Source organism: Fluctibacter corallii, from assembly GCF_025751585.1.
In the GTDB taxonomy this organism is placed as follows: Bacteria; Pseudomonadota; Gammaproteobacteria; order Enterobacterales; family Alteromonadaceae; genus Fluctibacter_A; species Fluctibacter_A corallii.
Genome location: NZ_JAOWKX010000006.1, coordinates 26,149 through 46,858, shown reverse-complemented (window position 1 = coordinate 46,858; position 20,710 = coordinate 26,149). Strand labels below are relative to the sequence as shown.

Here is a 20,710-nt window from a genome sequence, read left to right as displayed (position 1 = left end):
ATGGACTTGTGTCTTCAAGGTAAGAAAGTGCTCATTTTTGGGGGCTCTAAAGGAATCGGACTTGCAAGCGCAAAAATGTTTCTTGAGGAGGGAGCGTACGTATGCCTTGTAGCTCGCGATGAAGCGAAACTAAAAACAGTTACGCAGCAGTTAGCCAAGGATTTTGGGCATGAGCGTATTCTGTGGTACACCGCGGATTGCACCATAGAAGATAAAGTAAAGGCAAGCTTTGAGTATGTATTATCCAACTGGAAAACGATACATACAGTCGTATCGTGTATTGGTGATGGTCATAGCTCATCCGACGCAATCTCTGAAGAGGCGCAATGGCAGAGCATTTGGAAAGTGAATTTTGATTCTATCCGGTTTATTTGCCGTGCCGCTCTAAAATGGATTTGCCCAGACAAAGGAAGTATCGTGTTCGTATCTTCTATAGCTGGGCTAGAGTCGATTGGGGCACCCACAGATTATTCCACAGCAAAAAGCGCAATTTCAACGTTTGTCAAAAATGTTGCTCGTAAAACTCAACCTGGCCTCAGAATTAATGTTATTGCACCGGGCAATGTCCTGGTTAAAGGGGGACGGTGGGAGCAGCGACTCAAAGAAAGTGAGAATGAGGTAACTTCGCTAATTAACCGTACGGTGCCTATGAAGCGATTTGGTCGCCCGGAAGAGATTGCTAATTTCATACTTTTTGCTGCATCAGAGTGTTCTTCATTTATGACAGGCTCAACGATTGTGGTTGACGGTGGACAGACAACAGGAATTTAACACTTATGCGTGTAGAGGGTTTATTTAGTTTACAAGGTAAAGTGATTGTCATAACGGGTGCAGCAGGTCTTTTAGGTAGACGGCATGCGGAAGCGGTTGGAATAGCGGGAGGTATTCCCGTTCTATTGGATAAAAGTGAAGCCGCACTTCGTGAGGCTGCGAGTTATCTTGAGTCTAAAAACGTGCCTTCATTTCATTGTGAAACATTAGACATAACCAACGAGGTAGATGTCTCTACTTGCTGTGAAAAAGTATTGAGTAAATTTGGTCACGTGGATGGGCTAATCAATAATGCGGCGAATAATCCAGCAGTAAAAGAAAATGATGATCTGGATAAAGACTTTTCCAGATTGGAAAATTTTCCTCTGTCTCAATGGCAGCAAGATATGAATGTCGGCGTGACAGGTGCTTTCCTATGTGCGAAATATTTCGGATATGCAATCAGTAAAAACCCGGAGGGTGGCACTATATTGAATATATCCTCTGATTTAGGCCTTATTGCACCTGATCAAAGATTATACCGCAAAGAGGGAGTGTCTGAAAACAATCAACCTGTTAAGCCAGTGACCTATTCTGTGGCCAAAACCGCGTTAATCGGGCTAACTCGATATCTGGCAACCTATTGGGCTGATAAAAATGTGAGAAGTAATGTGTTATGTCCAGGTGGCGTAGAGAATGGTCAGGGAGGCACTTTTATTCAGCATGTTTCCTCAAGAATCCCCTTAGGAAGAATGGCTAAAGCCGATGAGTACCAAGGAACAGTTATTTGGTTACTCAGCCAGGCGGCAAGTTATGTTAATGGCTCGGTAATATCAGCGGACGGTGGGCGAACAACGTGGTAAAAAGTCATGCGGCTCTCTCAAGTCTTGGTAAGGCACACATTAATTATCATGCGTACGATGATGTTGAAAATATGAAAAGATTTGACTCTGAGTCCTTTCAACAGTATTGCCAAAGTAAACTAGATTCCTGCGATAAGCACGTTAAATTTATCAAAGAGCATTGTGTTAATAACAATGCTTCTTGGGGGGGAAATATAGTTGAGATAGGGTCAGGGAATAGCAAGCTTCTAATAAATTTAGAACAATCTGGTGTTTTGAACTCCGCAATTGGCTATGAACTCAGTGAATCTCGGAATAGGTTTGCCGAAGCATTTTGCACTCATGAGGGTGTGTCTTGTATCGAAAATGTATGTGGCGATTTTCTCGATGGTGAGGTAACTGGAAATGCTGATTTAGTTATCGCGGTCGACATTGTTGCTCAACTTGTTTCCCCAACTAACCCAGAAGCAGAGAATAAGATGCTCGACTGGATATATAATCAGTGTAAAAAAAATGGGTTTGCACTGTTCGAACTTTGGGACTTTGAAAAAATTAAAGCACAACTAGCCTTATCTGAGGGAAAGTTGAACGTATGGGAAGCGTTTTCTAAAGAAGATCCATTTGAATTTTGTCTTGCCACGCTAAGTGAAACAGGCGAGCGAGATATACTTTGGCAAAAAAAGTTTCTAAAACGCGATAGTACTGAAAGGTCGTTTTTTGAACACGTTCTCCGGCCTTACGATCGTGATGACTTTTGTCAACTTTTAAAACGTGTTGGTTTTGCGCAAACGATTGTTTATGAGCACTGGAATGACGACCAAAACGGCGAAGCTGGTGAATATATAGTGTTAGCAAGAAAATAGTTTTGCGATACGCGAAGGTTTAGAGAGTTAGGAACGAATGAAAGCTGTAATATTAGCAGGTGGGTTAGGTACAAGAATAAGCGAGGAGTCGCATTTGCGACCTAAGCCAATGATAGAGATTGGGGGAAAACCAATACTCTGGCATATAATGAAACACTATTCGCACTACGGTATTCAGGATTTTATTATCTGCGGAGGATATAAGTGCTATATCATTAAGGAGTTTTTTGCTAACTATTTTCTTCATAGTTCTGATGTCACGTTTGACTTGGCGAACAATGCTTTAGAAATCCATCATCGATATGCTGAACCTTGGAGGGTAACAGTAATAGATACGGGAGCCGAAACGCAAACAGGTGGTCGCTTAAAGCGTGTGAAAGAATACCTTGATGAAGAAGACTTTTGTTTCACCTATGGAGATGGGCTGTCTAATGTCAATATTCAAGAATTGATAGCGTTTCACAAAGCAAGCAATAAGAAAGCGACGGTGACAACCGTTCAACCACCTGGACGTTGGGGTGCCTTAGACTTAAGTGAAAACACAGTGACAAGCTTTATTGAAAAGCCCAGAGGTGATAGTGGATGGATTAATGGAGGTTTTTTTGTATTGTCTAAATCTGTAATTGATTACATTCAGAACGACAGTACAGTGTGGGAGCGTGAGCCGATGAAGGCGTTATGTTCAGAAGGGCAGATGGCTGCTTTTAGACATACAGGCTTTTGGCAGCCTATGGATACATTACGCGAAAAAAGCTTATTAGAATCACTTTGGGATGAAGGCAATGCACCCTGGAAAGTGTGGTAGTCACACTTTCCTAAAACAGAATTTATATACTGAGTTTCAACTGTTAATTTTTAGCGAATTTACAATAATATAGACGCAATTAGGGGCAAGTCGACAGTCGAGCAATCACTCAATGTAGTCTTTGTAACTTCTATCTCTTTCAGAAATAACAATATTTGAATATTCTGGCCACGCAATGTTAAAAGCTGAGTCATTCCACCTCACACCTGATGCGTGTTCAGCTGAATATTCTCCTTCAAGCATAGAGTAACCAATGACCGTATTTTTTTGGAGTGTCATAAATCCGTGAGCCACACCTTTTGGAACATAGATCATTTGCCCATCAAATGCGCTTAGTTCTGTGGCGTAATGCTGTAAATAGGTTGGCGAATCAGGGCGAAGGTCCAATATAACGTCGTATAATTTACCCTGTAAGCATCTGATCAATTTAACTTCTTCATAGGGCGCACTTTGAAAGTGCATTCCCCGTAGGGTAAATGGCTTTTTATTGTAAGATTCACTTTGTTGAATAACGGTTGTCGCAAGAGACTGAGATTGCATAGTACTTTTGCAATAACTGCGTGAAAAGTAGCCCCTTTCATCTTCATGACGTGTTTGTTGAAGCAAATAAGCGCCATCTATATTTAACGCAACTTTGTTCATTTGAGCGCGCTAAAAAAGAAGTAATTTGGGTTCAGAATGCCAGTCGAGGTGGCAAATTGATCAAATAGAGCAAGTAGACGCGCTATGTCTTGCTCTTGGGATATATTGGGTCTGCGAACACCACCTAACATTCTATACATAAACGCCGCTGAGGGTTTTGACTTAAAATGCGAAAACCGTTTTTTGACGGCATTAGTAATCTCTTTACCATTGCACGAATTGTCATTAGGGGATTGTCCACTCTCGTGTTTATCTCGCTCTTGGGTGTATTCAGTGAATATGTCGTCAACATAGTCTTGAAAAGCTTCTGGTGTATAACTCTTTAGAAGACTCTCTTTACTCTCGTACCATGAGTCAGTGTGGCTTAACAGTAAACGCATCAGCGAAGTGATAGCTGCGTCAGATTTAGTCCAATTTTCGTGGCATGGCTCATGCCCTAATATTACCCCTCCATCCTTTAATAGGTCATACGCATTGTCTAGAGCCAAGTCGAGGTCAACTAAATGGTGTAATACGCCCGAAAACAGTATCGCATCATAGGTTTGGGGAATGGAATCATTTAGCTTAATTTGTTCTATTGAACCCACATGGTACTCTAGGTGACCAAAATTATCTTTGTATGGATTTGATTCCAACGCAGTTTTGGCTTGCTCAATGGCTGAATCAGCGATATCAATGGCGACCACATTGTATCCTTCACGAGCGAGTTCCAAAGCAAAGTATCCCGCTCCACACCCCGCATCCAGGATTCGTGCACCTGGCTGCACATATTTTGCCAATATATCGCGATACTCTCGGAACATATTGCCTACATATAGATCAGAGAAAACGGGGTCTCGCCAAAAACTTTTGTAAAAAAACTCACAGCGTTGATTGCGACGAAGATCTGGAATAAATCCTTCTGATACTCGTTCTTCAATGCGATGGTTAAAAGCCTTGGCTTCTTCACTCAGCGGTTTATTAACATTTTCCATTATATTAGTTCCGGATAAGGAATAGGGACGATGAACTGTGCACCCCATTCTTTGCAATAGGCAAGCTGTTCAATAATTTCATCTTTAAGATTCCACGGTAGAATCAAAATAATATCGGGCTGGTATTCCGCCAAAGCAGCTTCCCCCCATATGGGGATGTGAGAGCCTGGAAGAAGCTTGTTTTGTTTTTCTGGATTTTTATCTACAACAAAATCAATATCTTGCCGCGTTATTCCACAGTAATTAAGAAGCGTGTTGCCTTTAGCAGCTGCGCCATAAGCTGCGATTTTCAGGCCTGTTTTCTTGCTATTTTGAATGATGGATAGCAATTCTTGTTTAATTTTTTCGATATTACTTTTAAATACATCGTAAGTTTGTTTTTTATCAAGCCCAAACGTCAACTCTAATTTTTGAAGGGATTCTAACGAATGGGTCACAGCTCTATGGTTGTCATCATGGCACACGAAAATTCGCAATGAGCCTCCATGTGTACTTAAACGCTTGGCATCAAAAACTTTAAGCCCGAGACTGGCAAACATATCACGCAAGAAAAGTAAGCTAAGATAAGAATAATGCTCATGATAAATTGTATCGAACTGTGACTGCTCTATCAGTGAAAGCAAATGAGGAAACTCGAAAGTAGCGATGCCGTCTTTTTTCAGAAGTTGTTTGATACCGCTGACAAAGCTGCGAATATCTGGAACATGTGCCAGAACGTTGTTTCCAATGAGCAATTCGGCTTTGCCGTATTCAGCTGCAATGTCTCGACCTGACTCACTATTGAGAAAACAGTTTAATGTCCTAATTCCTTTTTCATTGGCAATAGCGGCAATATTTTTTGCGGGTTCTATTCCAAGAACGGGAATACCTAAATCTACAAAATTTTTTAGTAAGTAACCATCATTGCTAGCTGCCTCAATAACTAAGCTAGTGGAGTCAAGTTTAATCTGACCTTGAATTTCATCTACATATTTTTTGGCGTGTTCGAGCCAGCTTTTAGAAAAAGAAGAGAGGTAAGCGTATTGGGTAAAAATACTGCTTGGATCAATGACGTCGGTAACTTGCGCTAATAAACATTGCTCGCACACGGCTACATTTAAAGGATAGACCCGTTCTTCGGATAGAGAATTGCTATCAATATATGCATTGGCTGGCGGCATGGTACCAAGATCCGCCATTTGCCACTGTCCCGCATGGTTGCAATTGCGGCAACTAAATTTGGCTGTTCCAGTACAACTGTTCATTAAGAGAACCACTTAGTTTTAATTGATTGAGGGTAAAAAGGCGTTTACGCTGTTCAAATGTGCCCAAGCGCCCATCTTGCTTGAGTTGAATCATTAACTTTGTCAGTGTGCTTACCGTATCTTCTAGAGAATGAAGTGGTATTTGATCCTCAACAAGCGCTTCGAATTGGCTAAAATCTACTTTATACGAACGTTTATCTGGTTGATTTTTTTCATCAAGATTGACTTTCACGCCATCTAGTTGTTTTGCGACTATGTTGGCAAGGTCTTTTATTTGGAAATTATTCTTATTTTGGCCCGTGTTAAGTGCAATAAATGGAGTGTCAAATGAAAAGTTAAAAGCAGCCCATGCTAATGCAGATGCCATATCTCTGGTGTCGATAAGTGGACGCCAAGGCTTACCGTCTGACAATATATTGATTTCACCTTTAAATAGAGCCGAGTGAACGAAATCATTTAAGACCAAATCCAGTCTCAAATTGCTACTTGGACCACACGCTGTAGCGAATCTCAAGCATATGCATTGGAAGCTTGGGGTTGAAAGGGTTTTTAACGCGCTTTCAAAATCAACTTTTGTTTTTGCATAGGTTGTGACTGGCGCGATAGAAGACTGTTCAGATACCGTATCTTCACCTTCTACTAAGCCATACACACTGCAACTTGAAGCAAATACGAACTTCTTCACATTTGCATTTTTTGCATTCTCTGCAAACTTAATGCTTTGCTTTAGATTTATATCTTCAGTGACGGCCTTATAAGACTCTCCCATTGGGTCGTTGGAAATTGCAGCCAGATGAATAATGGCATCATAATCAATAAGATCGGCTTCTGTAAGCGTTCTAAAATCCAACTCTAAGTAGTGATCGGGAGAGTGTTGGTTAAACTGTTCTATGTCACTAAAGGTCTCATTAAAGTAGCCCGTATCAATGCCAGTTATATGTATATTAGGCATGTGATTTTTAATATGGTGAATCAATACAGGGCCAATATAGCCCTTGCTACCAGTAATAAGTACGTTTTTAATCTGGCTACTCATCGGCTTAAGCAACACCTCTTAATTTACGCATTTTTTGGCGCATCTCTTCTACTTCAGCCATTGTTGCATCGTCTTGCTGGCCGCAATGTGCCATTTTTCCATGGCGTTCTATAAACTCACGTGCATACCGCACTCTTAAGTTACGTTCCTTTTCAGAAAACTCTTCAGATTTATATTTCCACGCAGGTAAGTCAGGATCTAACTCAATTGCATAAACGGCAATTTCGTCAAAATGTTTAACCGCAAACGCTAAACTATCATCAAGTTCCTCATACGTTTCTGTTGGCCACCCAACAATTAAGTCAGTTCGCATGATAACACGATTGTTTCTTTCACGAATTTTTTCAATAAAAGGGCCTACCAGTGACGTTCTATCTGCTCTTTTCATCATTTTTAGAATGCGAGAGCTTGTGGTTTGAATGGGTAACTGGAAATCAGTAATACGCTTGTTTTGAACAAGCTCAGCCAATTTGTCTGACATTTTATGCAGGCCTTGAGGTTGAAACTGGGCGATGTGAACTTCAAAGTTCTCATCTATGTTGAGCACCTCTTCTAACAGTTCAGCAAAATTAGTGCCATGCTCATGACCATAAAATGACGTTTCCATACCTGTAAGCACAATGATTCGAATGTTCATTTTCTTCACAAGCTTTTCTACTTGTTGAAGTATGTCTTCCTTGGTACGGCTTCTTCGATCACCTAGGCCAGGTTTGTGATGACAAAAAGAACAGTTGAATGAACAGCCATTAGCGATATTAACGAATTGCTTACTGAGGTCGTAGATTCGGTAGTCTTCTTTAGTGCGAAACTCTGATGAATGTGGAATATCGGCAAATGGGATTGCGGCATCGGGTAGCAAGCTATCAATCTGTTCATCAATCTTTGCGTTTGAAATGGTTTGTCCGGTGTGGACAGAACTAACGCGTTTAGGATGAGCGTCATTTACACAACCAAATACGACAAGATTTTCGCTTAGCCCTAAATTTTGAAGTCGCTCGATTCTTTTAAATGAATTTTCTGTCAGAAGTTTCCAGCCATTGCATGTAAGTGCAATAGGCATATCGGCCAGTTCTGGATTTTCCGTCACTTCCCAGCCATTTGCAATAAACCAGTTTTGGACTCTAGCAATCTGAAGCTTCTGTGTCGTACACATGTCATCTTCAGAGAAGTATACTTTAGGCATAAATACCCCTTCTATCCATTCAAACGTTTAATAAAAGCGCCAGGCCAATAAGTAAGATACCGTTGATTTATGGTGCCTTCGTTAAAAGGAAATTCTGGCTCTTCAAGAGTAAATTCATCATGTAATGAACAGAACTCTTTGGCTGCTTCATAGGGATTATTCCAAGACCAATCATCAGAGGCTCTAGGCGCGCCAACTACGTCTTTCATTATGCCATCCATCGCAACAATATAAGAATTTTTTGAGACAAGAGGAGAGTATGCATCCAGCTCAGCCAGAACATGGTCTTTGGTATGCTTGGCATCTAAAAATATTAGAACAGTTTGATCACTTTCTATTTGCTGCTTTACAGAAGAAATCGTCGCGTCAGCGATTGAATCCCCTTCAATCAAAGTAATCATTTCAAATAGTTCATGGGACTCTATTGCATGTCTATTATGAGGCCTGATTTCAACGTCAACGCCTATCACTTTACCTTTGCCGATTGCTTTCATTATTGAAGCGTAAAAAACCAAAGAGCCACCATGTGCTACGCCTGTTTCAATGATCACATCGGGCTTAATTTGATAAATCAACTCCTGAATTCGAATCATATCGTCAGGGAGCTGAATTATAGGTCTGCCAAGCCAAGAAAAACTGTAGACGTACTTATTGTCCCACCCTGTTCTTAGCATTGCTTTTGAAATGAGCTTAAAGCCTTCTTCCGTGCCAATGCCAACGGTCATCGTCTTATCGTCAGTGACCGCTGTAACGCTATCTGATTCAAAATCAATATTTAAGCTCTTTATCTTCATTTCAATGTTTCTTAAAACCATAATTATTAATAGTATCAATACTATAAAAGCCAAATACTCGGTGTCAAAACACTCTTGCGTTCGCTGACGCCATAAATATTTTCAATATCGCCTTAATGTTATCGGAAAGAAGTATTGAAACTTTGATATTTTTTGGTTTAACCCACGCCTTATCACACCATATTGCGTATTGAAGAATATACCAAGGTATGAGGGGTGAGGAGTGTTGTTGAAAAAAAAAGCTAACGCCAGAGAAAATGTTTTGCTACTCTTACTGTGAGGTATTGGGAGGCTACTATGTTAAAGCTTAATACAGAATCTAATGGTTCGTTGCTTCAGCAGATCCAGCAGAAACAAAACAATCTGATGGAAAAGCTAGCATCAGGCAAGCGCATTAATAGTGCGGCTGATGGCGCGGCGGCTCAACAAATTATTGATCGTTTGTCATCTCAGGTAGAAGGGAACCGTCAGGCTATATCTAATGCTTACGATGGAATTTCTCTTGCACAGGTGGCAGAAGGTGGTCTGAAAGGCATTAATGACGATGTGAGTCGAATTCGCGAATTGTCGTTACAAGCGGGAAACGGCATTCTCAGCGACTCCGATCGCCGTGCCATACAATCTGAAATCACGCAATTGCAAGACAATATCTCTCAGACCATAGAGCAGACGAATTTTGCTGGCAAGCCATTATTAACGCAAGATGGCAGTATTGATTTTCAGGTTGGCGCGAATGCAGGCCAAAAAAATAGCATTGGTACACAAGATGTATCAGCCGGTTTAAATGGCATTTTAAATATCGATGTGACATCTCAAGGCGGTGCAGAGCAAGCATTGCAAGCAGCTGACGCTGCACAAGAGTTCGTTGGTAGTGCACGTGCTGATTTAGGTGCAACCCAAAATGCGTTTGAAAGCACAGCCAGAAACCTTGCGCAAACAGATGTTAATGTGGCAGCTGCGCGAAGTCGTATTCAGGATACCGACTACGCCCAAGTTACATCCGAAAACATTCAGGCGGGCATTCAAAATCAAGCATCGATTGCTGTTCAGACCCAGGCCAATCAACAGCGTGGTCAAGTACTTTCTTTACTTGGGTAAAGCGGAACGGGTCGGCTTGATACTCGCTACAGACAAGTGATTAAAGCGCGGTTTCTTAGGAGCCGCGTTTTTTATTGGGCAATAAAATTTCAAAACTGACGGCTTTTTGCCCGTTTAACACGGGTTTTACAAAAATCATTGGCTACAATATTGCTATCCCTTGTTGAATGATTAAAATCATTAGTAACGACAAATACTTATAATTAGAAGTTGCAACGATACATGCTAATGAATTGCACCAAAGACAACCTTAGTTTCAAGATAAATGCATGCACTGTAGCACTGACTTTGTGGACAGGTGTAGTATGAGTTCAGCGCTAATTATTTCCAACCTTGATGCGCGGCAGCAAAGTCTTGAAACCATCCTCTCGTTTCTTGGGGAAACAGGAGAGTCTGTGGCATTTTCATCTGCGGTTCAGCACCTAAAGTCTGTTTCTCATTATTATGCGGTATTTGTCGATGCGGATGATCCTGAGCTTATGCATGATTTAGCTGCGCAGTTTCCTGGTCAGCCGTTTATCGGTGTCGCAGGCGTAGCCGTGTCGGAGCCGTTGGCAAAAAACATCGTCGGTTTTGTCGTTGAACCCGTTACCTATCCAGTGCTAACGCAAATGCTGCACAGATGCCAAGAATATTTGCGTCAAAAACCCGGAAGAGAAACCTCGCCGCAAAATCGAACAAAGCTCTTCCGAAGTCTTGTGGGCGGAAGCGCTGCAATTCAGCAAGTTAGACACCTAATTGAGCAAGTCGCGCCTACAGAGGCAACAGTACTTGTGCTTGGTGAATCTGGAACGGGTAAAGAAGTTATCGCGCGGAATGTACATTATTTATCTAATCGAAAAGATGGCCCATTTATTCCAGTCAATTGTGGTGCAATTCCTGGCGAACTGCTAGAAAGTGAATTGTTTGGACATGAAAAAGGTGCGTTTACTGGCGCAATCAGTGCGCGTAAAGGACGCTTTGAACTTGCTGAGAATGGCACCCTGTTTCTTGATGAGATAGGTGATATGCCTTTACAGATGCAAGTAAAATTGCTTCGTGTTTTGCAAGAGCGCACGTACGAACGTGTGGGTGGCACCAAGCCTATTCAGTGTAATGTTCGAGTGGTAGCGGCAACGCATCGCGAGCTAGAAAAAATGATAGAAGAAGGCAAATTCCGAGAAGACTTGTTTTATCGCTTGAACGTGTTTCCAATTGAAAGCCCTGCGCTAAGGGAGCGTCGAGATGATGTGCCACTGCTTTTACAAGAACTGGTTTCGCGGATGGAATCTGATGCAGACACCACGGTGAAGTTTACTGACAATGCCATCCAATCGTTAATGCAACATGATTGGCCGGGAAATGTACGAGAATTGTCTAATCTAGTTGAACGACTGATGATCTTATTTCCTGAGCAAATGGTGGACGTTGCTGAGCTACCAGCTAAATATCGTCATGTTCAGGAGGATGAGTTTGAACCCGAATACCCTGAAGAGTTGCTAGAGCGAGAAGCCATTAATGCTTTGTTTGGCGGAGGCGATGACGAAGACGAGGAAATTCAGCAAAACAGTCACAGCGAAGGACAGTTTGATCCTAATTCAGCATCGTTGCCTGCCGAAGGGTTGAATTTGAAGGAGTACCTGTCTGATTTAGAAGTAAACCTGATTTCTCAAGCGCTAGAGCAAACGGATTGGGTCGTCGCCAGAGCCGCTGATATTCTGGGAATGCGCAGAACCACTTTGGTAGAAAAAATGCGCAAATACAACATAAGCAACAAGGAAAGCTAATCCGTTGTGCTGTTGCTGACGTTGTAAAAGCAACGTTGGCCGTCTGTAATATTTATCCTCTCTCACTGTTTTATTCTGATCCTGCGTCACCTATTTGACAGTCTATATCGACATCTTACTTGTTGAAAATTAAAAGAAATATTTATTGGCACAGTAAATGCTTATTCATGTTTAGAAAATGATGTCTGTTTTTTGACATGAGGCGCATATGGCATTTGAATCTTCTTTAATACAACATAATTACTGTCATGGTGACAATTACCCTGACTCGTTGTCGCCGTTTCATCGTCACAACGAGGTAGGGGAAGAATCAAACGTTATGACGGTGGTGGACACTCGTGAGTTGCAGTCGTTACGTAAACAAGCGCAGCGTTTAGAGCAAATGCTACAGGTTATGCCCTCTGGTGTGGTTGTGTTGGATGGTGATGGGGTGGTGAGACAAGCTAATACACTCGCGAAGATGTTGTTAGGAGAGCCACTAGAAGGCCAACGATGGTGGAAAATCATAGAGCGCTCTTTTAACCCCCAAGCTGATGATGGGCATGAAGTGTCGCTGCGTGATGGCAAAAAAGTAAAGCTATCAATTACGCCTTTGCTAAATGAGCCCGGCCAACTTATCGTGCTGACGGACTTAACGGAAACTCGGCAAATGCAACAGCGCATCAGCCATATGCAGCGCTTATCTGCATTGGGTAAGACCGTTGCCTCTCTTGTGCACCAAATTCGGACACCTTTATCTGCAGCAATGCTTTATGCGTCAAATTTGACGTCAAATAAGTTGCAAGAAAGTGCTCGAGCACGATTCGTAAATAAATTGACTGATCGCTTGGGTGAATTAGAGCAGCAAGTCAATGACATGTTGCTTTTTGCTAAAAGTGGTGAACAGCAGGTGCTGCAAGATGTGTCTGTCGAGGATCTGATTGATGCAATCAAAACCGGTGCAGAGGCAATGCTAAATAGCAATCAGGTTGCATTTTATGTTGAAAGTGAAACGCCTCAATTAAAGCATTCACCGCTTAAAATCAATCTTTCTGCGATTCAAGGGGCGTGTTTAAATTTAATTCACAACGCCATTGAGGTGGGCGCAGACCACATTGTTTTACGTTGGCATTTTACCCGTGTGTCAGGACAAATCATGTTTGCATTGTCGGTGGAAGACAATGGACCGGGAGTGAAGGCTGAAGATATTAGTTTTATCTTCGACCCATTTTATACCACGCGAAGTCAAGGAACGGGCTTGGGCTTAGCGGTGGTAAATGCTGTGGCTCAATCTCACAAAGGTGAGGTAAGCGCGAATAATTTATCTGAGGGTGGTGCGCGTTTTGTCATGACCTTGCCTGTATATCAATCTGGAGGACAATAATGAACCTCACCAAAATATTAATTGTTGAAGATGATGCTGGACTTAGAGAGGCGCTCGTCGATACGCTCTTGCTGGGAGGCTACCAAATTATTGAAGCCGACAGCGCAGAACAAGCCATGATTAAATTGAATGAGTCTTCTGTCGATCTGGTTATTTCTGATATTCAAATGGGTGAGATGAATGGTCTCACACTGCTTCGTAGTATCAAGAATAAGCTTCCTAATATGCCAGTAATTTTGATGACGGCCTTTGCCACTATCAATGATGCGGTACAGGCGATGCGTGATGGGGCAACTGATTATCTATCAAAACCATTTTCACCCGAAGTATTGCTGAACCTAGTTGGTCGATACGCCCCTGCTCATAAAGTTGAATCACGCACGCCAATTGTTGCGGATACCAATAGCGTAAAGCTATTGGAACTTGCCAGAAAGGTAGCGCGTTCAGAAGCAACCGTGATGGTATTGGGGCCCAGTGGTTCTGGTAAAGAAGTCCTTGCACGATATATTCACGATCAGTCTAACCGAGCTGATCAACCCTTTGTGGCAATTAACTGTGCAGCCATACCTGAAAACATGCTGGAAGCAACACTGTTTGGCTATGAAAAGGGCGCGTTTACTGGTGCTTTGCAGGCATGTCCGGGTAAATTTGAGCAAGCACAAGGCGGCACAATTCTGCTAGATGAAATTACAGAGATGGATCTCGGGTTACAGGCTAAACTTTTGCGCGTGTTACAAGAAAAAGAAGTCGAGCGCTTAGGAAGCCGTAAAACCATTTCTTTAGATGTACGTGTGGTCGCAACCAGTAACCGTGATGTGAAGCAGTCTGTCGAATCGGGTGAGTTTCGAGAAGATTTATACTATCGATTGAATGTTTTTCCATTGATGTGGCGACCGCTGTGTCAACGCCCAGATGATATTGTCCCTCTGGCTGAGCATTTGATTGAACGTCACTGCAAACAAACTGCCAGAGCGGTCCCATCACTGAGTGCATCGGCACGTAATAAACTGGTTAACCACAGTTGGCCTGGAAACGTACGAGAGTTGGAAAACGTCATTCAACGCGCTTTGATTTTGGCAGCTGATGATCAGATAGATGCGACTGATTTGATGATCGAATCCTATACAACGCCCAACCAGGCTGGATTTAACACAGATAATGTGCTCCCCGAGCAAGACGCGAGTAAACTTGGATCTGAACTTAGGCAGCAAGAGCATCAAATTATTCTCGATACACTGCATTCATGCAATGGTAAACGAAAAGACGTAGCGGAGAAGCTTGGCATTAGTCCACGTACGTTGCGTTACAAACTTGCCAAAATGCGTGAAGTCGGGATTAAAGTTCCTGCATAGTTTACCATGTCTACCAATGCGCTCTAAGTCTTAGGGCGCTTCTCTATTTTATGCGCTATGTGAATGTCAATAAAATGACAAACTGCGACATGTCACAGTAAAGACGCTAACTTCTTTCAATAAATCCTCCTCAAGCTATTGTAAATAAAGAGTATTTTTACTTGGCATCGCAATTGCATTATTAGCCATGTAGTGAGTAATTTTCCGTACTGTGGAGTGGACCATGGACATCAAAGCACAATCTCTTTATCAAGAAATGCAAGCAATGGCGGCACAAACGCGCATGGAGATTAACCCCATTAGCGTGCCGACAGGTAATCCTCTGGAGGTCAATAAATCGGCTGAGAATTTTGCAGATATGCTTGGTCAAGCGATTGAAAATGTGAACCAGTTACAACTGAATTCACGCAAGCAGCAAATGGCCTTCGAGATGGGTGATAAGTCAATGAGTCTGGCGGATGTTATGGTGGCGAAGGAGAAGTCTGGGATTGCCTTTGAAGCTACAGTACAAGTACGAAATAAATTGCTTGAAGCATACAAGCAAATTATGAATATGCCAGTTTAATAAGAGGTAATTGAGCGTGGCTGAAGCAACAGGTACAGAGTTAGCCGTAGCAGGCGATAACGATTACGGCGCAGACAACGAAGCTGAGCAAAAGTCAGGCTTCATGGAAGCTTTGAGCAGCGTAGAAATGATGCGTCAGATGACCTTGGTGGTTGCACTGATCATTTGTATCGCCATTGCAATTTTCATCTTGATTTGGGCGCAAGAGCCAGATTTTCGTCCGCTAGGCACAATGCAAACTGATGAGCTTATCGAAACATTGGATTATCTGGATGTGAATTATCCAGATTATGAACTTAAAGGTAACACGATTTACGTCAGAGAAGATCAATATCGTGAGATCAAATTGGGCATGAGTCGAAGCGGTGTGAGCCAATCTGATTCGGCAGGTGCAGGCACGGATATTATTATGACTGACATGGGATTTGGCGTTAGTCAGCGCGTTGAAAAAGAGCGCCTTAAACATGCCCGTGAGCAACAAATTGCGCGCACAATAGAAGAGATGAATGGCGTTGCAAGAGCGAAAGTACTATTGGCAATGCCAAAAGAAAATGTATTTGCACGTCGCGAAAAGAAAGCAAGTGCAACGGTGGTGGTAACGGCAAAACGAGGCTCGGTGCTTTCGGGCGAAGAAGTTGATGCTATTGTTGATATTGTGGCATCTGCGGTGCAAGGCATGGAGCCGTCGCGCGTCACGGTAACCGATAATAATGGCCGTCTGCTTAATTCCGGCTCTCAAGATTCTATGTCGGCACGCTCGCGTAAAGAGTACGAAATTGAGAAAAAGCGCGAAGAAGAATACCTGAATAAAATTGATTCCATTCTTATTCCTGTTCTGGGGTTGGGTAATTACACGGCACAAGCCGATGTATCGATGGACTTTACGGCGGTTGAACAAACTCAGCGCCGCTACAACCCAGATCTTCCTGCTGTTCGCAGTGAAATGATTGTTGAAGATAACAGTATCGGCAGTGTGATCGCGGGTATTCCCGGTGCGCTAACCAACCAACCCCCACTTGAGTCGAATATCCCTGAGCAAGCTACAGGTGCTAACCGCGAAACCACCGTGCCCGGCAGAAATCATAAAGAGGAAACTCGCAACTATGAGCTAGACACTACGATTAGCCATACTAAACAACAAACCGGTGTGATTCGTCGCCTTAGTGTGTCGGTTGCCGTGGACTATAAAAACGTAGCGGCAGAAGATGGTAGCGTTTCTTCATCGCCACGCACTCAGGAAGAGCTTCTAAATATCCGACGTCTGCTTCAAGGGGGAATTGGGTTTGATGTTACACGTGGGGATTCATTAGAAGTTGTGAGCATTCCGTTTACCCGTGACGCAGATATTATTGAAGTCGAAATTCCTATTTATGAGCAAAATTGGTTCTGGCGTTTAGTGAAATTCGGTGCAGGTGCATTAGTGATCATCGTGCTGATTCTCGCCGTAGTGCGTCCGATGCTTCGCAAACTCATTGAGCCAGAAGGGACAACCGAAGGTGATGACTTCGATGCAGACGATGCACTTGATTTAGGTGACGAGACAATCAGCATGCTGTCTCAAGAATTTGACGAAGGGCAGGTAGGATTTGCTGCAGATGGTACACTTATGTTACCAGACTTGCACAAAGATGAAGATGTTCTAAAAGCAGTGAGAGCTTTAGTTGCCAATGAGCCAGAGTTATCGGCTCAGGTAGTTAAAGGCTGGCTGATGCAGGACGAGTAGGAATAGAGACCATGGCTGAAGAATTACAAGAAGCACAAGCTGAATCCTCCTATGATGTAAGTAAGTTAGAAGGGGTAGAAAAAGCGGCGATTTTACTTTTGAGTTTGTCAGAAGAAGATGCGGCGCAAATTCTTAAACACCTTGAGCCAAAGCAAGTGCAAAAGCTCGGAACTGCAATGGCGCAGGTCGAGGACATGACACAAGCCAAAATTACGGCGGTACATAAGCACTTCATTGAAGAGATTCAAAATTACAGTACGATTGGCTTCCAGAGCCAAGACTTTGTAAGACGTGCATTAACGGCTGCGTTAGGTGAAGATAAAGCCGCCAACCTGATCGACCAAATTCTGATGGGAAGTGGTGCGAAAGGATTGGATTCACTTAAATGGATGGATTCGAAGCAAGTTGCTAGCATCATTCGAAATGAGCACCCGCAGATTCAAACGATTGTTATGTCTTACTTAGAGCCTGAACAATCTGCCGAAATACTATCGCAATTCCCTGAAAAAGTACGCCTCGATTTAATGATGCGTGTGGCCAACTTGGAAGAAGTTCAACCCGCAGCCTTACAGGAGCTAAACGAAATCATGGAGAAACAATTTGCCGGTCAAGCTGGCACGCAGGCCGCGAAGATGGGCGGTCTTAAAGCCGCTGCGGATATCATGAACTACCTAGATACTAACGTGGAAGGCCAGTTAATGGATGCAATTCGCGAGCAAGACGAGGAAATGAGTCAGCAAATTCAAGATCTCATGTTTGTCTTTGATAACTTGACGGACGTTGATGACAGAGCCATTCAAGCTATTTTACGCGAAGTGCAGCAAGATTCACTGCTCAAAGCGATCAAAGGGGCTGACGACGAGCTTAAAGATAAGATTACGAAGAACATGTCTAAACGTGCGGCAGAAATGTTGCTTGATGATCTCGAGGCTCTGGGGCCTGTGCGTATCAGTGAAGTTGAAACCGCACAAAAAGAAATTTTGTCTGTTGCCAGACGCCTTGCTGATGCTGGTGAAATTATGCTTGGCGGCGGCGGTGGCGAAGAATTCTTGTAGTAGGATGTCATGAGTGTGAGTAAGCCAACATTACCCTCTGATGAAGCCGCGCAGGCGCAATCGTGGGAACTGCCATTTGTTGAAGACGACAAAAAAGTTGATGATTCAAAAACCAATGCCTTTAATAAACGCAGTACATGGAAGTATGAGCCGCCCGAAGAAGAGGAAGAAATTCTACCTCCTACAGCAGAAGAAATAGAAGCCATCCGCACTGCAGCACATCAAGACGGATTCGAACAAGGGCAGCAAGAAGGGTTAGCTCAAGGGCTGGAAGAAGGGCGTGCGAAGGGATTGGAAGAAGGCCATGCAGCAGGCAAAGAGCAAGGATACCAAGAAGGGTTAGCACAAGCGCAAGAAGAGATTGCGACCCAACTGGATGTTTGGAAAGGCTTAATGGAGCATCTACACGAACCCATCAAACAAGTAGATGACGCGTTAAAAGAAGAGCTGGTTAAACTAGCAACCAGCTTAGCCAAGGCGGTTATTCGTTCAGAAGTGAAAACGAATAATGACATTATCTTTCAGGCATTGAGTGAGGGGTTAAAAGTGCTGCCCATTCAAGAGTCAAAATACCAAATTCACGTAAACCCTGACGATATCGCTTTGATAAAAGCGCACTTTTCTGATGAAGAAATCCAACAGCACAATTGGGTTTTTGTCGAAGCGCCACAGATGAGTCGCGGCGGATGCGATATTACGACCGACAGCAATGCGGTAGATGTGTCGATTGAACGACGTACACGCGAAGTATTAGATACATTTTTGCTACAGCAAGGTTTATCAGAGAATGAAGGTGATGCGTGACGACACTGTTGGATGAAATAAAAGCGCTTCGCTCGCAAATTCCAGAACCTCCTACTGTTGCCGCTGGAAAACTGGTGCGCGGCATTGGGCTCACGCTCGAAGCCGTAGGCTGTCAACTTCCTGTTGGTAGCCAATGTTTAGTGCAGACTATCGATGGCGCGATTGAAGCTGAAGTGGTCGGCTTTGCGGAAAACATCACTTACTTAATGCCTACCGAAGCTGTGCGTGGCATAGTGCCAGGTTCGCGCGTACAACCTCTTAATCGTGAGCAAGGGTTGCCTGTCGGCATGGAACTACTAGGGCGAGTGGTTGACGGTAACGGTGTTCCTCTTGATGGCTTAGGGCCAATTAAAACCGAAAAACGCGTTCCGTTTACACGCCCAGCAATGAATCCACTTATTCGTAAACCCATAACGACTCCTCTAGATGTGGGAGTACGTGCAATTAATGCCATGATTACCGTAGGCTCAGGCCAGCGTATGGGATTGTTTGCTGGCAGTGGTGTAGGGAAAAGCGTTTTATTGGGAATGATGACACGAGGAACGGTAGCCGATGTTGTTGTCGTTGGGTTAGTGGGCGAACGTGGTCGAGAAGTAAAAGAGTTTATTCACGATATTTTGGGAGACGAAGAGCGTCAGAAATCAGTCGTTGTGGCGGCACCCGCTGATACATCACCGCTTATGCGATTGAAAGGCTGTGAGACGGCTGTGAGCATTGCCGAATATTTTCGTGATCAGGGTATGAATGTTTTGCTGCTTATCGACTCTTTGACTCGTTACGCTATGGCACAGCGTGAGATTGCATTGGCCGTCGGTGAGCCTCCTGCTACTAAAGGTTATCCACCTTCGGTATTTGCACGTCTTCCCGCCTTGGTTGAAAGAGCCGGAAATGGGGCTGAAAATCAAGGCTCTATTACTGCATTTTACACGGTGCTGACTGAAGGGGATGATTTACAAGACCCGATTGCTGATTCTGCACGCGCGATTCTTGATGGACATATTGTGCTTTCTCGTCGTTTGGCTGAGTCAGGACACTATCCTGCTATTGATATTGAAGCGTCGATTAGCCGCGTTATGCCGATGGTCGTGAGTGATGAACACTTACAAGGCAGCCGACGTATTCGACAAGTGTATTCTACTTATCAGCAAAACCGAGATCTCATTAGCATTGGGGCTTACAACAAAGGAACAGACCCGCGAATTGATTTGTCTATTGCGGCAGAACCTGCGATTAATGCATTTCTTCAACAAGGCATGAAGCAAGTGATCCCATATGATGAGAGTCTTGAAGCGATGGTGAAGCTGGCGACAGGCCTTGGGCCGGGTTAATAAGGGGCACAAACGATGGCTGATAAGCAATTAGAGCGCGTGGCGCAGTGGGAACAGGAAAAAGAAGATAAAGCCGCACAAGATTTTCGCTTGGCACAGCAACATGCTGACTTGCAGCGACAACGTCTCTCCCAGCTTGAGGTATATCGTTTAGATTATATGCGTCAGTCTCGTGAAAAAGCACAACAAGGGTTGAATGCCAGAAATCTTAATCAGCAATTGGCTTTTGTTGCAAAGCTAGATACTGCGTGCGAGCAACAAATGCATGCAGTTAGCCAAGCAAAAATGGTGGCAGAACAACGTAAAACGCAATGGTTGAAACAACAACAAAAGCGTAAAGCAGTCGAGCTATTACTGGATAAGAAGCGGGCTCAGAAAGCGGCTTTAGAAGCGCGACAAGAACAACAGTTGCTGGATGAGCTGGCAACACAGCGCTACGTACGGCGCTAATTTTCGTTTTGGTGAAAGTTGGAACACTCTTTGCTGAGATTAACCCGTAACCCTAATTTTTGATGTTGGAACG

The 20,710-nt window shown here is 43.4% G+C and carries 20 protein-coding genes; 14 read left to right on the top strand and 6 right to left on the bottom strand.

All coding sequences use genetic code 11. From position 1 onward, the window contains the following. Genes OE749_RS12095 through rfbF form a run of 4 tightly spaced genes read left to right on the top strand, consistent with a single transcriptional unit; the run spans window position 1 to window position 3,260 of the window. Complete coding sequence (locus OE749_RS12095) at window positions 1–771, top strand: SDR family NAD(P)-dependent oxidoreductase (protein ID WP_263712729.1); 771 nt, start codon at window positions 1–3, stop codon at window positions 769–771. 5 nt (window positions 772–776) lie between these two features. Continuing rightward, the gene (locus OE749_RS12090) at window positions 777–1,613 is read left to right on the top strand and encodes an SDR family oxidoreductase (RefSeq protein WP_263712728.1); all 837 of its coding nucleotides are present in this window, start codon (window positions 777–779) and stop codon (window positions 1,611–1,613) included. Beyond that, window positions 1,607–2,455, top strand: a complete 849-nt coding sequence (locus OE749_RS12085) for a class I SAM-dependent methyltransferase (RefSeq protein ID WP_263712727.1) — start codon at window positions 1,607–1,609, stop codon at window positions 2,453–2,455. Before OE749_RS12090 ends, OE749_RS12085 begins: the two co-directional genes overlap by 7 nt. 37 nt (window positions 2,456–2,492) lie before the next feature. Further along, window positions 2,493–3,260, top strand: a complete 768-nt coding sequence (gene rfbF / locus OE749_RS12080; RefSeq protein ID WP_263712726.1) for a glucose-1-phosphate cytidylyltransferase — start codon at window positions 2,493–2,495, stop codon at window positions 3,258–3,260. A gap of 105 nt (window positions 3,261–3,365) precedes the next feature. Here rfbF and OE749_RS12075 read toward each other — a convergent pair whose 3' ends face one another. The 6 genes from OE749_RS12075 to OE749_RS12050 are packed head-to-tail and all read right to left on the bottom strand — an operon-like array spanning window position 3,366 to window position 9,133. Next, window positions 3,366–3,902, bottom strand: coding sequence for a dTDP-4-dehydrorhamnose 3,5-epimerase family protein (locus tag OE749_RS12075; protein WP_263712725.1), 537 nt, complete (start codon window positions 3,900–3,902; stop codon window positions 3,366–3,368). Continuing rightward, window positions 3,899–4,876, bottom strand: a complete 978-nt coding sequence (locus OE749_RS12070) for a class I SAM-dependent methyltransferase (RefSeq protein ID WP_263712724.1) — start codon at window positions 4,874–4,876, stop codon at window positions 3,899–3,901. The genes OE749_RS12075 and OE749_RS12070 overlap by 4 nt, the downstream gene beginning before the upstream one ends. Then, window positions 4,876–6,120 carry a class I SAM-dependent methyltransferase gene (locus OE749_RS12065; protein ID WP_263712723.1) on the bottom strand — a complete coding sequence of 415 codons (1,245 nt, stop codon included), beginning with the start codon at window positions 6,118–6,120 and terminating at the stop codon, window positions 4,876–4,878. Before OE749_RS12065 ends, OE749_RS12070 begins: the two co-directional genes overlap by 1 nt. Beyond that, window positions 6,089–7,156 (bottom strand): NAD-dependent epimerase/dehydratase family protein, encoded by a 1,068-nt coding sequence (locus tag OE749_RS12060; RefSeq protein ID WP_263712722.1) that lies wholly within the window; start codon window positions 7,154–7,156, stop codon window positions 6,089–6,091. Before OE749_RS12060 ends, OE749_RS12065 begins: the two co-directional genes overlap by 32 nt. A gap of 4 nt (window positions 7,157–7,160) precedes the next feature. Then, window positions 7,161–8,339, bottom strand: a complete 1,179-nt coding sequence (locus OE749_RS12055) for a radical SAM protein (protein WP_263712721.1) — start codon at window positions 8,337–8,339, stop codon at window positions 7,161–7,163. Window positions 8,340–8,350: 11 nt separating this feature from the next. Continuing rightward, window positions 8,351–9,133, bottom strand: a complete 783-nt coding sequence (locus OE749_RS12050; protein ID WP_263712720.1) for a cephalosporin hydroxylase family protein — start codon at window positions 9,131–9,133, stop codon at window positions 8,351–8,353. A 297-nt stretch (window positions 9,134–9,430) separates the two neighbouring features. Between OE749_RS12050 and OE749_RS12045 the strand changes: the two genes are divergently transcribed. From OE749_RS12045 to fliJ, 10 genes are all read left to right on the top strand, one after another. After that, window positions 9,431–10,231, top strand: coding sequence for a flagellin N-terminal helical domain-containing protein (locus OE749_RS12045; protein ID WP_263712719.1), 801 nt, complete (start codon window positions 9,431–9,433; stop codon window positions 10,229–10,231). A gap of 305 nt (window positions 10,232–10,536) precedes the next feature. Then, complete coding sequence (locus OE749_RS12040) at window positions 10,537–11,997, top strand: sigma-54 dependent transcriptional regulator (RefSeq protein ID WP_263712718.1); 1,461 nt, start codon at window positions 10,537–10,539, stop codon at window positions 11,995–11,997. A gap of 208 nt (window positions 11,998–12,205) precedes the next feature. Continuing rightward, window positions 12,206–13,360, top strand: coding sequence for a sensor histidine kinase (locus OE749_RS12035; protein ID WP_263712717.1), 1,155 nt, complete (start codon window positions 12,206–12,208; stop codon window positions 13,358–13,360). Then, complete coding sequence (locus OE749_RS12030) at window positions 13,360–14,712, top strand: sigma-54-dependent transcriptional regulator (RefSeq protein ID WP_263712716.1); 1,353 nt, start codon at window positions 13,360–13,362, stop codon at window positions 14,710–14,712. The genes OE749_RS12035 and OE749_RS12030 overlap by 1 nt, the downstream gene beginning before the upstream one ends. Before the next feature lie 223 nt (window positions 14,713–14,935). After that, window positions 14,936–15,277 (top strand): flagellar hook-basal body complex protein FliE, encoded by a 342-nt coding sequence (fliE, locus tag OE749_RS12025; RefSeq protein ID WP_263712715.1) that lies wholly within the window; start codon window positions 14,936–14,938, stop codon window positions 15,275–15,277. Between the two features lie 16 nt (window positions 15,278–15,293). Next, window positions 15,294–17,000: a flagellar basal-body MS-ring/collar protein FliF gene (gene fliF / locus OE749_RS12020; RefSeq protein WP_263712714.1), complete on the top strand. Its 1,707-nt coding sequence runs from the start codon at window positions 15,294–15,296 to the stop codon at window positions 16,998–17,000. Between the two features lie 11 nt (window positions 17,001–17,011). Continuing rightward, window positions 17,012–18,055 (top strand): flagellar motor switch protein FliG, encoded by a 1,044-nt coding sequence (gene fliG, locus OE749_RS12015; RefSeq protein WP_263712713.1) that lies wholly within the window; start codon window positions 17,012–17,014, stop codon window positions 18,053–18,055. Between the two features lie 15 nt (window positions 18,056–18,070). Then, window positions 18,071–18,859 carry a flagellar assembly protein FliH gene (gene fliH, locus OE749_RS12010; protein ID WP_263712712.1) on the top strand — a complete coding sequence of 263 codons (789 nt, stop codon included), beginning with the start codon at window positions 18,071–18,073 and terminating at the stop codon, window positions 18,857–18,859. Then, complete coding sequence (gene fliI / locus OE749_RS12005; protein WP_318527880.1) at window positions 18,856–20,187, top strand: flagellar protein export ATPase FliI; 1,332 nt, start codon at window positions 18,856–18,858, stop codon at window positions 20,185–20,187. Before fliH ends, fliI begins: the two co-directional genes overlap by 4 nt. 15 nt (window positions 20,188–20,202) lie before the next feature. Further along, on the top strand, window positions 20,203–20,637 hold the full coding sequence (gene fliJ / locus OE749_RS12000) for a flagellar export protein FliJ (RefSeq protein WP_263712711.1): 435 nt from the start codon (window positions 20,203–20,205) through the stop codon (window positions 20,635–20,637). Window positions 20,638–20,710: the final 73 nt, after the last annotated feature.